The following is a 14,397-nucleotide window of genomic DNA, read 5'->3' as shown; positions in this document are numbered from 1 at the left end:
TACGACGCCAGGTTGGCTCGCGACAATTGCGGGAGACAACGGATCGAACCGTCTAAATCGGCCTCTATCGCCTCGGGGATGCTCGCCCTGTACGCCGCTAGTCTTAGGGAGGACGCCGGGTATCGCGCCCGGACTCCAGTCAGCAAAAAGCCGCCCGGAGGCGGCTTGCAGGGCGTGAAGCGTCGGCGCGGCTGCTCAGCGCGAGGAACCGGGCGGATGGCGCCGGACCCGTACGGGGACGAGCCGGGGCTCCGGTTGGGGAAACAGAGCCTCCGCCACGCGGCCGGCGGCCGCGCGGGCGGCTTCGGTGATGCGGTTGACGATAGAAGCGGCTGTTCTCATCGCGGGGCTCTCGACGGGCTTCTGTGGCGGGTCCCTGTAGGGGGCGGGTCTCTCGGGTACGGGGCAGCTAACGAACGCCGGTTCCACCGGGTCTGTTCCGGCCTCGATCCCGATGTGGGGAGCCCGGTGCCCGGTTGCGAGCGCTGAGGGGCGAACGGTCGCATTCGATCTCCCCGCTCCGTCCACAACCTTCGATCGCGCGCCCTGCGTCGCCCCAGGAACTCGCGTCAAACCTTGACGTTACCAGTGTACGAAACGCGTGGCCAGTCTCGGCCGGCGCAGCACCAAGGAACACAGCAATGCTCGGCTGGGCCGTGACATTCCTCGTGGTGGCCCTCATCGCCGGTCTGCTCGGCTTCGGCGGCGTCTGGGGCACCGCCACGGAGGCGATCAAGCTCGTCTTCTTCGTCGCGATCGTGCTGTTCGCCATCTCGGCCGTGCTCGGCCTGATGCGCGGGCGCTCGCCCACGCTCTAGGGCGCTCAGCCCTTCGGCTCGGCGTCGAGCCGGGCGATCAGGTCCCGGAAACGGTCCGGGACCGGCTGCTGGACCACCGCGTCGTACATGGTGCGAAGGTGGAGGCCGAGCCGCCGCTGCGTCTGCTCGTTGAGCCCGCGGGCGCCGCCGCCCTTGCGACCGGCCCCGCTGCCCCGTCCACTCTCACGCGCTGCAAGGCCCTGCACCTCGTTTCCGAGGTTGCCGGCCTTCCCGTCATCCGTCATCAACACGTCCCCCGAACATCCTTCGGCGCCGTAGGCGCCGCGTCCGCGATTGTTTTGCGGCTCGACATACGTCATGGCTGCCCCAGCAACGCCGGACTGCCGGATCGGTTCCGCTCCGCCCGCGGCCGAGCCGGAACGGAGTCGGACGATCCGCGTTGGGGCGGAAGTCACTGAGAAGAATGCGAAGGCCCAGGGGACCTCATGTCGACATCTCAACTCGTGGTGCAGCACCTGCCGTACCTGCGCCGCTACGCCCGCGCGCTCACCGGAAGCCAGGTGGCCGGTGACGCCTACGTGGCGGCGACCCTCGAGACGCTGGTGAACGAGCCCGAGACGCTCGGCCGCAGCTCCAACGTCAAGGCAGACCTGTTCCGCGTGTTCACCCGCATCTGGAACTCGCTCTCGGTCAACGGGCGCGGCGAGCAGGTGCAGCACGACCTCCCCGCGGAGGTGCGCCTCGGCCAGATCACCCCGCTGCCCCGCCAGGCCTTTCTGCTCTCCTGCCTCGAAGGCTTCTCGGAGGAGGACGCGGCCATCATCCTCGACGTCGATGTCGGCGAGGTGCGCGACCTCGTGGACGAGGCGGGCCGCGAGCTCGCCGCCGACATGGCCACCGACATCCTCATCATCGAGGACGAGCCCCTGATCGCAATGGACCTCGAGGCCCTGGTCGAGGGCCTCGGCCACAACGTGATCGGCGTCGCGCGCACCCGCACCGAGGCGGTGAAGATCGCCTCCGATGGCAAGCGCCCGGGGCTGATCCTGGCCGACATCCAGCTCGCCGACGGCTCCTCGGGCCTGGATGCGGTGAACGACCTCCTGAAGACCTTCGAAGTTCCGGTGATCTTTATCACCGCCTATCCGGAGCGCTTCCTCACCGGCGAGCGCCCGGAGCCCGCCTTCCTGATCGCGAAGCCCTTCCAGCCCGCCAACGTCTCGGCGGTGATCAGCCAGGCGCTGTTCTTCCAGCAGACCGCCCGCCGCCGCGAGGCCAAGCCGGCCTGACCGAGGCGCCACCCGTCCGGCACGACCCGAGGCCCCGGCGGCATACCGCCGGGGCTTTTTGCTGCGCGGCGTCGAGCGGAGAGGACGCAAGAAAAAACGGGCCGGAAGGGATCCGACCCGTTCGAAAGGTTCCGGCCGATGCACAAGGGGAATGCGGGGAGGACCAGGTGGCCGGGTGCACAGGTAACGACGCGCGGCCCGGCGAGTTCCGAGGCGCACCGCTTTTTTGGCGAACGTTGCCGAAACGCCACGCTGGACGGCTGTGGACAGGCGCCGCGCCCGCTCCGAACCGGCCTGTCCGACCGGGCGAATACTCAACTTCACAAAAGCTCAGCAGTTAAGGAACCGTTGTTCGCCGGAACGCGTTACACCGTCATCCTGTCAAGCTCCCATCGGAGACCACGACGATGTTTCGCTCCGGCTTCATCCTCGGCATGAGCGGTCCGGCGGCGATCTTGACGATCCTGATTCATCCGATGGTGCAGCAGACGGCGGACCACTGGTCGCCGGCGACAGCGATCGAGAGGCCCGCCGCGGTCGTCGAAGCGGCGCCGCTGCCCGGCATGCGCCCGGCCTCGCTGGCGCTGAGCCCCGTCCGGGTCGCCACGGCGCCCCGCGTCGACCGCCCGGCTCCGGCCGCCACCCGCGCGCCCGCCGCCGAACCGACCGACAAGGCGCAGATGAAGCCGCGCCGGACGGTGCGGGAGGGCTGCGAGGCCGCCGTGAGCTCGCTCGCCGGCCCGGAGGCCCGTCGCATGACGCCCGGCCGCTGCATCGCCTGAGCGGACCGTACTTCGGACATTTCCAAACGGATCGGACGCGGAAGCCGGGCTTCCGCGTCTTCGCGTGCTGCCGGATCCACGCGACGGTTCGAGCGCCCGCGCCGATCAGCGCCCCCACGCGCCATCCCAAGCAAAAGGGGCCCTCCGGTTTCCCGGAGGGCCCCTGAGACGTCCGCGCCGTGAGGGCGGACGGTCCGTCGCGCGATACTTACTCTGCGCGGCCGGTGCCGGTGGACTGGCCGCCCTTGCGGCCCGCCGACGATGCCAGCTCGCGATCCTGCGAGAACGAGCGCTTCTCGGCCGGAACGCTGCGGCCGCCCTTGCTGGCGATCTCGCGCTGCCGCTCCAGGTTCATCGACGCAAAACCTCGCTTGGAGGTCGAATTTCCAGATGCCATCAGGGCCTCCTCACCTTTTGCTCACACAGGAAACAACCTTCACCAATTCACGAAGGTTCCTCTTGACCGTTGCGCTAAAGCTACGCCGCAACCGCCTCGATGGCTAGGCGTTGGCCCGGCACGGCGTCCCCGGACGGGGCTCGGCCCGAACCGTTCGCGATGAATCCGCAGGGGAATTGACGATGACGAACCGGGAGATGGCGAAGGGCGCGGCAGCAGCCGGCGCGGCGGCGCCGCAGCCGAACGACCGGCCGCTGCCGCCCATGCCCGCCGCCGAGGACAGCCGCACGCCGACGATCCGCGAGGAGCCGGTCGATTCGCCGCAGCCGAACGCCAGCCTCAAGCGCGAAGCTCCGACGCCCGACCATCCCGGCCTCGCCACCGATCGCAGCTGAGGCGCCTCAGGCGCGCCGCGCGCGGCGGTTGAGGAGCAGGATCCCGAGGGCGATGGCCACGATCGTCGCGGCGGCGGCCACGCTGAGGATGCGGCGGACGAGGGGTGTGTAGACCCCGCGCGCCGCATCGAAGCCGTAGCACAGCAGGGCGAGGCGGTCCCCGAGGGTGCCGGTGCGGCCCTCGCTCGCCTCCACCACCGCGAGCCGCAGGTCGCGCCCGTTGAGCGCGAGGGGCGACAGGACCCGGGCCACCCGGCCGTCCGGCGTCAGCAGCAGGGCGGCAGCCGGATGCGCGTAGCTGTCCGTGCCGGGATCGTAGACGAAGCCGTAGCCGAGCGCGGCTGTCAGCCGGCCGACGGCCTCGGCGTCGCCGATCAGCGCGGGGACGTGCCGGGCGAGCGCCGGGGCGCCGAGCTCCTCGGAGACCATGCGGCGGGCAGCCGGCGCGTCGTCCTTCGGGTCCAGGCCGACGAGGACGAGGGCCACCTCGCGCGCCGGGTCGAGCCCGGTCGCCTCGATTGCCGCGCCCGACATCGCGAGCATCGGGTCGCAGACGTTGCCGCAGGTGTAGTCCACGGGCAGGAGCAGGGTCGGCCGACCGGCGGCCGCGTCCGCGAAGGTCGTCCGGCGCCCCGTCGCGGCGTCCGTGAAGGCGAGGCCGGCGGGCACCCGCGCGTCCGGGCCTGGGGCGACGGCGACGCGGGCGAGTTCGGCCTGCGTGAGGCGGGCTGCGGCGGGGCTCGCGGCGGCGGCGATCAGGCAGGCCGACAGGCAGGTCAGGAGGAGGCGCGGGGCGGCCGGCATCGCCCATACCTGGCGTTCGCGCCCCGCGCCGCCCAGGGTGGGCCGCGGACGGGTGCGGAACCGGCGGGACTGGACAAGCGGCACCGGACCCGCATGGATGGCCCGGTTCGCACATCGGCGATCATCCTGGCCGGACGACCCGCCCGGCCCCCGGAGACCGTTCATGACCCTCGACACCGAGGTCTCGTCCCTGAAGCAGGTTCCGCTCTTCCGCGAGGTCGAGCCGTCGCGCCTCAAGCTCCTCGCGTTCACGAGCGAGCGGGTGCACTTCGAGCCGGGCCAGCGCTTCTTCGCGCAGGGCGACGTGGCCGACGCCGCCTACCTGATCCTCGAAGGCTCCGCGGCCGTCACCATCGACGGTCCGCACGGCCCGTTCCGTCTGGCGCTCCTGTCCGCGAACGCCCTGGTCGGGGAGATGGGCATCCTGGCCGACCAGCCGCGCTCGGCGACCATCACGGCCGAGACCGCCGCCACGGCCCTGCGGATCGATCGGGGCGTGTTCCTGGAGCTGCTGGCGCAGTTCCCGCAGATCAGCATCGCCCTGATGCGCGAGCTGGCGCTGCGCCTCGAGCAGACGAACCAGGCGCTCGCCCAGAGCCGCGGCTAGGGCCGGCGGCGCTCACCGGGGAAACGGCGCGCCGGCCGTGCCGCTGCCGAGGGGCCGGCTGCCCGGCCGCTCGCCGTTCTCCCGCAGGATCCAGGCGGTGATCGGGTCGAGCTGCGCGTCCGGCAGCGTGTCCGGCGCGTTGGGCGGCATGTTCGCCCGGATCCAGTCCCGCAGGTCCGAGACCGGGCGTCCGCCCCAGCGCGCCCGGAAGGGCGCGCCGACGAGCGCCGGCCCGAGGGCGCCGGTGAGGTCCGGGCGATGGCACTCGGCGCAGTAATCGTTAAACACCACCGCCCCGCGCTCCGCCTGCCCCTCCGTGAACGGGCCGGCCGCCGCCTTGCCGGTGCAGAGCGCGGCGACGAGGAGCGCGGCAGCGGGAGGCCGGAGCCGCATCGCGGCGGGCCGCTCAGCGGTACTTCCAGCCCCAGGGCCCGTAGGCCGGGTAGCCGCGCCGGTAGGCCTCGTATTCGGCGCCGCGGTCGTTCGGGCGATAGCCGTCGCGGTAGGCGTAGGGGCTGGGCTCGACGTAGCCGGGATTCTGCAGCTCCTGGCGCAGCCAGCCGTCGCCCTCGCCGGAGCTGCCGCCGCTGCGGGCCTGCGCGGGCGCCGTGCCCAGGGCCGTGCCCGCGGCGAGAAGCGCGGCAAGGAGCGCGGCCAGCATCCAGCTTGTCATCATCGCCTCCCGGATCTCGACGGGAGACAACGGCGGCCGGGCCGAGGTGGTTGCACCCCGCGCGAGCGCGGCCTCAGGCGGGCGGATAGGTGATGAACTCCATCAGCGAGCCGTCCGGATCGCGGAAGTAGACGCTGACGCCGGGCCCCGCAGCGCCGTTGCGCTCGACGGGCCCGCGCTCGACCGCCACGCCGTGCAGCGCCAGGTGGGTCATCGCCTCCTCGATCGTGCCGGACCAGCGGAAGCACAGGTCGCTGCCGCCCGGCATCACGGGCTTCGCCGCGACGGGCTCTCCGATTTGGCCGGGCCCGTGGACGTTGAGCTGCACGCCGCCGAACCGGTAGGCGAAGCCGCGACCCACGGGAATCGCCTCGGCCCCGAGCACGTCCCGGTAGAAGGCTGTGGACCGCTCCCAGTCCGAGACGTGGATCACGCAGTGGTCGAGGTGGATCGCCGGGCGGAGCGCCGGCTCCAGGGGGGCGAGCGCCTCGGCGCCGAGAACCTGCGTGTCGGCCATGGGGATTCCTCGGGGCTTCCTCGGGGGATCACTCCGGGATCGCTCGGGGATCTCTCGGGGATCTCTCGGAGCGGCGCGCGGCCCGCGCCGGGCACCGCCATAATTAGGGCACGGGCTTCACCCCGCGATGAGGCGCAAAAGTCACATCGCCGGGAGCGGGGAGGGGTTAGTCAGGGGCGAGACCCAGAGGCCCAACAGAAGGTGCAGCCATGCACACCCGCCGGATCCTCCTCGCCGCCCTGCTGATCGCCCCCGTCGCCGCTTGCCAGCAGCGCGGACCGATGCAGCTCGCGGCCGACGACGAATCCGCCTGGTACATCGGCACGCAGCCCGACAAGCCCTACGACGTGCCCCTGGTGGACACCTCCCGCCTCGACCCGAAGTATCGCCGGCAGGTGGTGCGCTACACCGGCGCCGAGCGGCCCGGCACCATCGTGGTCGACATCGACCGGCGCCAGCTCGCCCTGGTGCAGGAGGACGGCACGGCGCGCCAGTACGGCGTCGGCGTGGGCAAGCTCGGCTTCTCCTGGAAGGGCGAGGCCCGGGTCGGCCGCAAGGGCGTCTGGCCGGACTGGAGCCCCACCACCACCATGGTGTCGCTCAACCCGGACCTGCCCCGCACCCGCAAGGGCGGCCTCGACAACCCCCTCGGGGCCCGCGCCCTCTACCTCTACCAGGGCAACCGGGACATCCTGTTCCGCATCCACGGCACCAACGAGCCCTGGAGCATCGGCGAGCAGATGTCGTCGGGCTGCATCCGTATGCTCAACGAGGACATCGTCGACCTCTACGAGCGGGTGCCGGTGGGTGCGACCGTGCTGGTGAAGCGCAACGGCCGGTACCGGGCCTGAGGCCGTGACCATCACGATCGCCAAGCTGCAGCCCATCCTCGCCATCGCGGCCGGGGTGCTGATCCTGCTGCGGCCGCAGCTCACGCACTACCTCGTCGCCGGCTACCTGATTCTGATCGGCCTGATTGGCCTCGGCGTCTTCCGCGCTCTATCTTGACCGCAGGCGCCCCGCCCCGGGCCTGACAGCGCGTCGCAACCGTCACGGTCGCCCCCTCGGACGGCTCGGCCGTTCATCTTGCATTGCGGCACGGGATGGTCCAACCCGCCGCCCGGGGGCCCGAGGCTGTCTCACAGCGGAGCGGACGAATCGACATGGCGAGCGACGGCACGAAGTGGGTCTACGCCTTCGGCGACGGCAAAGCCGAGGGCAAGTCCCAGATGCGCAACCTGCTCGGCGGCAAGGGCGCGAACCTCGCCGAGATGTCGAACCTCGCCCTGCCGGTGCCGCCGGGCTTCACCATCACCACCGAAGTCTGCACCTACTACTACGCGCACGACAAGCAGTACCCGCCGGAGCTGAAGGACCAGGTCGCCCAGGCCCTCGCGGGGGTCGGCAGCCTGACCGGCAAGGCCTTCGGCGACGCCCGCAACCCGCTGCTCGTCTCGGTGCGCTCGGGCGCCCGCGCCTCGATGCCGGGGATGATGGACACGGTGCTGAACCTCGGCCTCAACGACGAGACCGTCGAGGCCCTGGCCGAGGGCGCCGGCGACCCGCGCTTCGCCTACGATTCCTACCGCCGCTTCATCACCATGTACTCGAACGTGGTGCTCGGCGTGGAGCACCACGCCTTCGAGGAGGCGCTGGAGCACTACAAGGAGCAGAAGGGCCTCAACCTCGACACCGAGCTGAAGGCCGAGGACTGGAAGCACCTCGTCGGCAAGTACAAGGAGATCGTGCGCAAGGAGCACGGCTCGGACTTTCCGCAGGGTGCCGAGGACCAGCTCTGGGGCGCCATCGGTGCGGTGTTCGATTCCTGGATGATCCCGCGCGCCAAGAAGTACCGCGAGCTGAACCAGATCCCGGAGAGCTGGGGCACCGCCGTCAACGTGCAGGCGATGGTGTTCGGCAACATGGGTGACACCTCGGCCACCGGCGTCGCCTTCACCCGCAACCCGTCGACCGGCGAGAAGGCCCTCTACGGCGAGTTCCTGATCAACGCCCAGGGCGAGGACGTGGTGGCGGGCATCCGCACGCCCCAGGACATCACCGAGAAGGCCCGCATCGAGGCGAAGTCCGACAAGCCCTCGATGGAGCGGGCGATGCCCGAGAGCTTCTCGGAGCTGACCCGGATCTACGGGATCCTCGAGAACCACTACCGCGACATGCAGGACATGGAGTTCACCATCGAGAGCGGGAAGCTCTGGATGCTCCAGACCCGCAACGGCAAGCGCACCGCCAAGGCCGCCCTGCGCATCGCCGTCGACCTCGCCGCCGAGGGCCTGATCAGCCACGAGGAGGCGATCAAGCGCGTCGAGCCCGGCGCCCTCGACCAGCTCCTCCACCCGACCATCGACCCGAAGGCCGAGCGCAAGGTCATCGCCTCGGGCCTGCCGGCCTCGCCGGGCGCGGCGACCGGCGAGATCGTCTTCAACTCCGAGGATGCGGAGGCCGCCCGGAAGGCCGAGCGCAAGTGCATCCTCGTGCGCATCGAGACGAGCCCCGAGGACATCCACGGCATGCACGCCTCGGAGGGCATCCTCACGACCCGCGGCGGCATGACGAGCCACGCGGCGGTGGTGGCCCGCGGCATGGGCAAGCCCTGCGTCTCCGGCGTCGGCTCCATCCGCATCGACTACAAGGCGCAGACGCTGACGGTCGGCGGCGTCACCCTGAAGGCGGGCGAGCGCATCACCATCGACGGCTCGACGGGGCAGGTCCTCCAGGGCGAGGTGAAGATGCTGGAGCCGGAGCTGTCCGGCGACTTCGCGACCCTGATGGAATGGGCCGACGCGGTCCGCCAGATGAAGGTGCGCGCCAACGCCGACACCCCCACCGACGCCCGCACCGCCCGGAATTTCGGCGCCGAGGGCATCGGCCTCTGCCGCACCGAGCACATGTTCTTCGAGGGCGACCGCATCGTCGCGGTGCGCGAGATGATCCTCGCCGACGATTCGGAGGGGCGCCGCGCGGCGCTCGCCAAGATCCTGCCCTACCAGCGGGACGACTTCGCGGAGCTGTTCCGGATCATGTCCGGCCTGCCCGTCACGATCCGCCTGCTCGACCCGCCGCTGCACGAGTTCCTGCCCCACACCGACGCCGAGGTCGCCGAGGTGCAGAAGGCGACGGGCGTGCCGGAGGACAAGATCCGTCACCGCATGCGGGAGCTCTCCGAGTTCAACCCGATGCTCGGCTTCCGCGGCTGCCGCCTCGCCATCGCCTTCCCGGAGATCGCCGAGATGCAGGCCCGCGCCATCTTCGAGGCCGCCGTGCAGGCCGGCAAGGACACGGGCAGCCCGGTCACCCCCGAGGTGATGGTGCCCCTCGTCTTCACCAAGGCCGAGTTCGACATCGTCAAGGCCCGCATCGACGCCATGGCGAAGGCTGTCTCGCAGGAGACCGGCTCGGAGGTCGGCTACCAGGTCGGCACCATGATCGAGCTGCCCCGCGCGGCGCTGCGCGCCAAGGAGATCGCCGAGTCGGCGGAGTTCTTCTCCTTCGGCACCAACGACCTCACGCAGACGGCGCTGGGCATCTCCCGCGACGACGCGGCGACGTTCCTCGGCGCCTACACCCAGAAGGGCATCCTGCCCGCCGATCCGTTCGTCACGATCGACCAGGAGGGCGTGGGCGAGCTGGTGCGCATCGGGGCCGAGCGCGGCCGCTCGGTGCGCAAGGATCTGAAGCTCGGCATCTGCGGCGAGCACGGGGGCGATCCCGCCTCGATCGGCTTCTGCCAGGAGGTCGGACTCGACTACGTGTCCTGCTCGCCCTACCGGGTGCCGATCGCCCGCCTCGCCGCCGCGCAGGCCGCCCTGGGCGCGACCACCGGCAGCGACGGCTGAACCCCCGCTCGCGCGGGCCCAGGCGGGCTCGCGCGGGACAGTCCCGACAGCATCGGGCAAGCTCCCGACGGGGCCCGTTAAGGGGCCTGACACCATCCGGGAAAATTATCTGCGCAAAATCCCGCAGCCGCGCTGGAACCCGTGTCGCGCCGGCACGTTCGGTGCTACGTGGCGGGCCGTGACGCGCGTGCAGTTCCGGTCCGATTCGTGGCGGATCACGCGCGGGAACGCCGGCCATGAACGATCCAGGCTCGTCCCCCCTCTACATTGCTGAGCGTGCTGCTGCCGTCCCGGTGCCCCGGGCGGTGGAGAAGGCCTACCTCTGGGCCGTCGCGGCCCTGGGCGGGGCCGCGGCCGGCGCGCTGCTGATCTTCGCGGTCGCGACCCAGAGCAGCACGGATGCGGAGCGCATCGTCTCCGCCGGCTCGCCCCTCGACGCCCTGGTCGGCGCCTTCGCGGCGAGCCAGGGCCGCAAGGCCTACTGATCGCGCCTGAGCCGGGCAGAGGCATCGATCTCGGTCGTCGGGCAGCCGCTCGACCGGACGCTCCAATTGCGAGTGCATCCTGAGGGCCTCTCGAAGGAGGGTGCCGGGAACCTCTGCGATCCCTGGAGGGCTCCTTCGAGGCTGCGCTTCGCTGCGCACCTCAGGATGAGGTCGCGGGTGGGAGCGAGGGACGGTTCCTCCGACTCTCCCACCTCATCCTGAGGCGCCCCCGCAGGGGGCCTCGAAGGAGCCCTCCAGGGATCACGCGGGATCTGGAGCCCTCCCACGAAGGCCACCCCCGAGGCTCAGGATCAGGCCGCGCGAAAAATCCACGGCCCAGCCGGCCAGCAGGTCGATCAAGCCCTCAGGGCCGCGTGGCGGAGCCCGAGAAGCGCGCCGCGTTCAGGGCGTCGCCCGGGGCCTGCCGGGTGAAGCGTCCCGGCGTGCCGGCCCCCTCGGCCGCGAGGGCCGTCGGCGGAGCCTCGCCGCGGGGTCGGGCGAGGGCCACCCGCACCGGAACGGCGCGGCCCGCGGGGGCCGCCTCCTCGCCGGCCGACACCGCGTCGAACAGGGCGCGCAGCTGCGCCCGCTCGTCCGCCTCGGCGGGCAGGCCGCCGCGGCGCGGGGCCGGCGCGGCCGCGTAGGTCGGCACGACGGGCACGGGCACCGGATCGAGGGCGGCGAGCTGCACGGGCCGGGGCGGCGGAAGGGGCATGGCGAGGGCGGCCGCCACTGCGGCCAGCTCGGCTGGGCGCCGGGGCGGCAGGGGCGCGGCCACCGCCGGCAATGCCTCCGCGGCAGGCAGCGCTGCCTTCCCGTCGGTCGCCGCTGCCTGCGCGGTGAGCAGGCTCTGCGCGTCGCGTCCGTCGCGCCGCAGGAGGGCGCCGCGCAGGGTCTCGGTGGCGGCGGGCGCCGCGTAGGCCAGCGCCTGCCCGGTGCCGATCGGCGCGTCGGGATCGGCGCTCGCCACCGCCACGACGGTCTTCGGCTTCGTGCGGGCCGGCGCGGGGGCGGGCGCGTCGCTGTTGCCGCCGAACAGGCTGGCGAAGAAGCTCTTGATGCTCGGCCCGTCATCCTCGTCGGCCTGGGCGACGGAGGTGAGGCCCGCCACCGTGCCGCCGCGGGCGAGGATCTCGGCGCGGGCCTCCTCGTAGCGGGCGAGGGGGTGGTTGTCGGAGGGCAGGTGCACGGTCCGGCCGTCCGGGAACAGCCGGGCGAGCTGGTCGTGGGTCATGCGCGGCCAGGAGCGGACCGAGCCGACGTCGAGGTGCACGAAGGGCGAGCCGGCGCGCGGATACCAGCCGACGCCGCCGCGCTGCATGCGCATGCCGACCGCCCGGATCTGGTCGATCGAGACGTCCGGCAGGTAGAAGTCCATCGCCTTGCCGAGCATGTGCTGGCTGAACTCGGCCACGGCCTTCGAGCGCCGCCGCAGCATCGCGTTCGTGCCGGGCGAGCGGTAGGCCGACACGACGTGGATCGCCTCCCCGGATCTGATCTGGCGGTAGGCCTCCCAGACCGTGTCGAACAGGCGCGGATCCATCTTGGTGGGCTCGTCGACCCGCCAGTCGCGCAGGAGCCAGTTCAGCTGCTCGAGGGCGGCGCGGTCGTAGCGCCCGTCGCGCTTGAAGGTGACGGTCGCGCTTTCCTTGGTGTGGGTGTGGAAGATCGTCAGGGTGCGGGTGTCGCCGTTGGCCACCGCATCCTGCGTGCCGCGGGTGCCCGCCGCGAGGGCGAGGCCGCAGCCCGCGAGGGCGAGGAGGAACCGGCGGAACGGCGGGCGGTGACGGGCGGTCGGGGGAGGGGCCGACACCGGCCGGAATCGCGGCAGCCTACGCACGGGAACCCTCATCTCAGCCGGAGCCCGCGCCGCGGGCCTCATGGTGAATGCAAGGTTGCCGAGAACCGTGACGATCCGGTTATCGGGTCCCCGGCGCGGTCACCCGCCGATTCCCTAACGGCTAAGCCTGGACCGTGGCGAAATCGTGCCCGCAAGCGCGGCAGCGCACATCGGGCGTCGGCGGAGGCTCCGCCGGTGCCGATGTCCGGCCCCTCCGCCGAACCCCGCCGCCTACCACCACCCGCGCGAGACGGGCGCCGGGGCCGGCGTGAACAGCCCGGGCTCGCCGTAGACCACGGCCTCGTCCGCGCCGACCGTGCGGCGCGGGTGGGGTCGGGCGGCGTGGCGGGGCTTCGGCCGGGGGGCGGGCATCTCGGCGGCACGACGCTTCGGCTCCGCCGGAGCCTTGGCGACGAGGGCCGACCCGCCCGGCAGCCCGAGCGCCGCCTTCATGCGGGCGTCGTAGCCGTAGAGGTCGGGCAGGGTCCGGAAGGCCCCCGAATCGTCCGTGTAGGCCGTGAAGTAGGCGAGGTGCACCGGCAGCTTCTGGTCGAGGCGCACGGTGCGCTCGCCCTTGCCGATCAGCTTCTTCAGCCGCTCGCTCGACCAGGCGTCCGGCAGCACCGAATCCGCGAACCGGAAGGGATCGTCCACGCGCACGCAGCCGTGGCTCATCGCCCGGTGGGAGGCCGAGAACAGCGACCGGTTCGGGGTGTCGTGCAGGTAGACCGCGTGGTTGTTCGGGAACATGAACTTGATGAAGCCGAGCGCGTTGCGCTCGCCCGGCGGCTGGCGCACCGCGATGCTGTTGCCGCGCCGGACCACCTCGTAGCCGCGGCGCGCGGCGTAGTTCGGATCGCGGGCGAGCCCGGGCAGGAACTCGTTCTTGAGGATCGAGGGCGGCACGTTCCAGGACGGGTTCACCACCGCGTATTCCATCATCCCCGAGAACAGGGGCGTGGGCGATTCCGTCTTTCCGACGATGACCCGCGTCTCGTCCTTCAGGCGCCCGTCGCGGAAGACCCGCAGGCGGAACTCCGGCACGTTGACCATCACGTAGTCGGGCCCGAGGCTCGCCGGCAGCCAGCGCCAGCGCTCCATGTTGACGAGGAGCTGCGCCTCGCTCTCGCTCGGCGCATGCTTCGCGGCCGGGCTGCCGAGGGCCGCCACCGTCTGGGGCGTGCGCTCGCGCAGGGTCGCGAGGCGGCCCTTGAGGTCGCGGTATCCGGCCTCCTGCGGGTTGTAGCGCTGCAGGACGTCGCCGGCCGCGGCGCCCGCCGTCGCGACCGTGCCGAGCACGGCCTCGGGGGACGGGATGTCGAGGGTCGGCGTGATCAGGCGCGAGATCGCGGACAGGTTGATGCGGCCGCCCCTGGCATCGCGGGCGTAGAGCACGATCGCGGCCGAGAGCTTGAGGTCGGCCTCCGCGATCTCCGCGTCGGTGTCGGGCCGGCTCAGCACGCCGAGGACCGGCACCGGGTAGGCGGTGGGGTCGAGCCCGTCCTCGCCGGCCCGGGCGAGGCGCGCCGCGGCGGCCTTCGCGGCCGGGGTGAAGGCGCGATCGGCGATCCAGACCGGCTTGAACGCACCGAGGGCGTAGAAGGCCTGGATGGCCTCGCGCTCCTTGGCGGTGAGCCGTGCAAGCAGCGGGGCTGGCGCGGACAGGCGCGCGCTGAGCGCGGCGGCCTGCGGATCCTCGGGGGCGGGCGCCGGGACCGGCCCCTGGGCGGTGTCGGAGGGCGCGGGGGCGGGCGCCTCGGCAGCGGGGGCGGGCCGCGCGGCGTCCGGGCTCGCCGCGGCCGGAGCCGCGGCGTCTGGAGGAGGGGCTGCGGCCGGGCGATGCGCCGGGCACCCGGCAGGTTCGCGTAGCGCCCGGGCCGCGGCGGCGGCTGTACGCGCCGCTCCGGCGCGGGGCCGCCGAACAGCCGCTCGAAGATGTTGAACAGGCCCGGCTGCTCGTTGGCCCGCGCGAGGC

Annotated in this window: 17 protein-coding genes; 9 read left to right on the top strand and 8 right to left on the bottom strand. The window is 72.2% G+C overall.

The features are described from left to right. Window positions 1-641 precede the first annotated feature (641 nt). The gene (locus ACLBXP_RS24085) at window positions 642-818 is read left to right on the top strand and encodes a DUF1328 domain-containing protein (RefSeq protein ID WP_447670368.1); all 177 of its coding nucleotides are present in this window, start codon (window positions 642-644) and stop codon (window positions 816-818) included. Between the two features lie 5 nt (window positions 819-823). Here the strand turns inward: ACLBXP_RS24085 and ACLBXP_RS24080 are convergent, their stop codons facing one another. Beyond that, window positions 824-1,063 (bottom strand): NepR family anti-sigma factor, encoded by a 240-nt coding sequence (locus ACLBXP_RS24080; RefSeq protein ID WP_447670367.1) that lies wholly within the window; start codon window positions 1,061-1,063, stop codon window positions 824-826. Window positions 1,064-1,264: 201 nt separating this feature from the next. Between ACLBXP_RS24080 and ACLBXP_RS24075 the strand changes: the two genes are divergently transcribed. Both ACLBXP_RS24075 and ACLBXP_RS24070 read left to right on the top strand, forming a co-directional pair. Beyond that, complete coding sequence (locus tag ACLBXP_RS24075) at window positions 1,265-2,068, top strand: response regulator (RefSeq protein ID WP_447670366.1); 804 nt, start codon at window positions 1,265-1,267, stop codon at window positions 2,066-2,068. A 407-nt stretch (window positions 2,069-2,475) separates the two neighbouring features. Next, complete coding sequence (locus ACLBXP_RS24070) at window positions 2,476-2,850, top strand: hypothetical protein (protein WP_447670365.1); 375 nt, start codon at window positions 2,476-2,478, stop codon at window positions 2,848-2,850. 208 nt (window positions 2,851-3,058) lie between these two features. On the opposite strand, the gene ACLBXP_RS24065 is transcribed toward ACLBXP_RS24070, so the two are convergent. Next, window positions 3,059-3,247 (bottom strand): con-10 family general stress protein, encoded by a 189-nt coding sequence (locus tag ACLBXP_RS24065; RefSeq protein WP_043349455.1) that lies wholly within the window; start codon window positions 3,245-3,247, stop codon window positions 3,059-3,061. 182 nt (window positions 3,248-3,429) lie between these two features. Between ACLBXP_RS24065 and ACLBXP_RS24060 the strand changes: the two genes are divergently transcribed. Continuing rightward, window positions 3,430-3,642 (top strand): hypothetical protein, encoded by a 213-nt coding sequence (locus ACLBXP_RS24060; RefSeq protein ID WP_447670364.1) that lies wholly within the window; start codon window positions 3,430-3,432, stop codon window positions 3,640-3,642. A gap of 6 nt (window positions 3,643-3,648) precedes the next feature. On the opposite strand, the gene ACLBXP_RS24055 is transcribed toward ACLBXP_RS24060, so the two are convergent. Next, window positions 3,649-4,446: an SCO family protein gene (locus ACLBXP_RS24055; RefSeq protein WP_447670363.1), complete on the bottom strand. Its 798-nt coding sequence runs from the start codon at window positions 4,444-4,446 to the stop codon at window positions 3,649-3,651. A 163-nt stretch (window positions 4,447-4,609) separates the two neighbouring features. Here ACLBXP_RS24055 and ACLBXP_RS24050 point away from each other — a divergent pair, with 163 nt between their 5' ends. Beyond that, window positions 4,610-5,053: a cyclic nucleotide-binding domain-containing protein gene (locus ACLBXP_RS24050; protein ID WP_447670362.1), complete on the top strand. Its 444-nt coding sequence runs from the start codon at window positions 4,610-4,612 to the stop codon at window positions 5,051-5,053. Window positions 5,054-5,065: 12 nt separating this feature from the next. Here ACLBXP_RS24050 and ACLBXP_RS24045 read toward each other — a convergent pair whose 3' ends face one another. The 3 genes from ACLBXP_RS24045 to ACLBXP_RS24035 form a co-directional block, all read right to left on the bottom strand. Beyond that, window positions 5,066-5,446 carry a c-type cytochrome gene (locus ACLBXP_RS24045; RefSeq protein ID WP_447670361.1) on the bottom strand — a complete coding sequence of 127 codons (381 nt, stop codon included), beginning with the start codon at window positions 5,444-5,446 and terminating at the stop codon, window positions 5,066-5,068. Between the two features lie 13 nt (window positions 5,447-5,459). Further along, the gene (locus ACLBXP_RS24040) at window positions 5,460-5,726 is read right to left on the bottom strand and encodes a hypothetical protein (RefSeq protein WP_447670360.1); all 267 of its coding nucleotides are present in this window, start codon (window positions 5,724-5,726) and stop codon (window positions 5,460-5,462) included. 73 nt (window positions 5,727-5,799) lie between these two features. After that, window positions 5,800-6,243: a VOC family protein gene (locus ACLBXP_RS24035; RefSeq protein WP_447670359.1), complete on the bottom strand. Its 444-nt coding sequence runs from the start codon at window positions 6,241-6,243 to the stop codon at window positions 5,800-5,802. Between the two features lie 209 nt (window positions 6,244-6,452). Between ACLBXP_RS24035 and ACLBXP_RS24030 the strand changes: the two genes are divergently transcribed. The 4 genes from ACLBXP_RS24030 to ACLBXP_RS24015 all read left to right on the top strand — a co-directional run bounded on the left by ACLBXP_RS24030 (window position 6,453) and on the right by ACLBXP_RS24015 (window position 10,582). After that, window positions 6,453-7,094, top strand: coding sequence for a L,D-transpeptidase (locus ACLBXP_RS24030; RefSeq protein WP_447670358.1), 642 nt, complete (start codon window positions 6,453-6,455; stop codon window positions 7,092-7,094). 4 nt (window positions 7,095-7,098) lie between these two features. Continuing rightward, the gene (locus ACLBXP_RS24025; protein WP_447670357.1) at window positions 7,099-7,251 is read left to right on the top strand and encodes a DUF3096 domain-containing protein; all 153 of its coding nucleotides are present in this window, start codon (window positions 7,099-7,101) and stop codon (window positions 7,249-7,251) included. A gap of 155 nt (window positions 7,252-7,406) precedes the next feature. Next, on the top strand, window positions 7,407-10,097 hold the full coding sequence (ppdK, locus tag ACLBXP_RS24020) for a pyruvate, phosphate dikinase (RefSeq protein ID WP_447670356.1): 2,691 nt from the start codon (window positions 7,407-7,409) through the stop codon (window positions 10,095-10,097). A gap of 236 nt (window positions 10,098-10,333) precedes the next feature. Continuing rightward, window positions 10,334-10,582, top strand: a complete 249-nt coding sequence (locus ACLBXP_RS24015) for a hypothetical protein (protein ID WP_447670355.1) — start codon at window positions 10,334-10,336, stop codon at window positions 10,580-10,582. Between the two features lie 364 nt (window positions 10,583-10,946). Here ACLBXP_RS24015 and ACLBXP_RS24010 read toward each other — a convergent pair whose 3' ends face one another. After that, window positions 10,947-12,464: a DUF882 domain-containing protein gene (locus ACLBXP_RS24010; RefSeq protein WP_447670354.1), complete on the bottom strand. Its 1,518-nt coding sequence runs from the start codon at window positions 12,462-12,464 to the stop codon at window positions 10,947-10,949. A gap of 189 nt (window positions 12,465-12,653) precedes the next feature. Then, a complete protein-coding gene (locus tag ACLBXP_RS24005) occupies window positions 12,654-14,069 on the bottom strand; it encodes a L,D-transpeptidase family protein (protein ID WP_447670403.1) in 1,416 nt (471 codons plus the stop codon). Window positions 14,070-14,397 lie beyond the last annotated feature (328 nt).

It is taken from the genome of Methylobacterium sp. A54F (genome assembly GCF_053346035.1).
The sequence above is the reverse complement of the archived record's forward strand: the minus strand, read 5'-3'. Positions and strand labels throughout refer to the sequence as shown.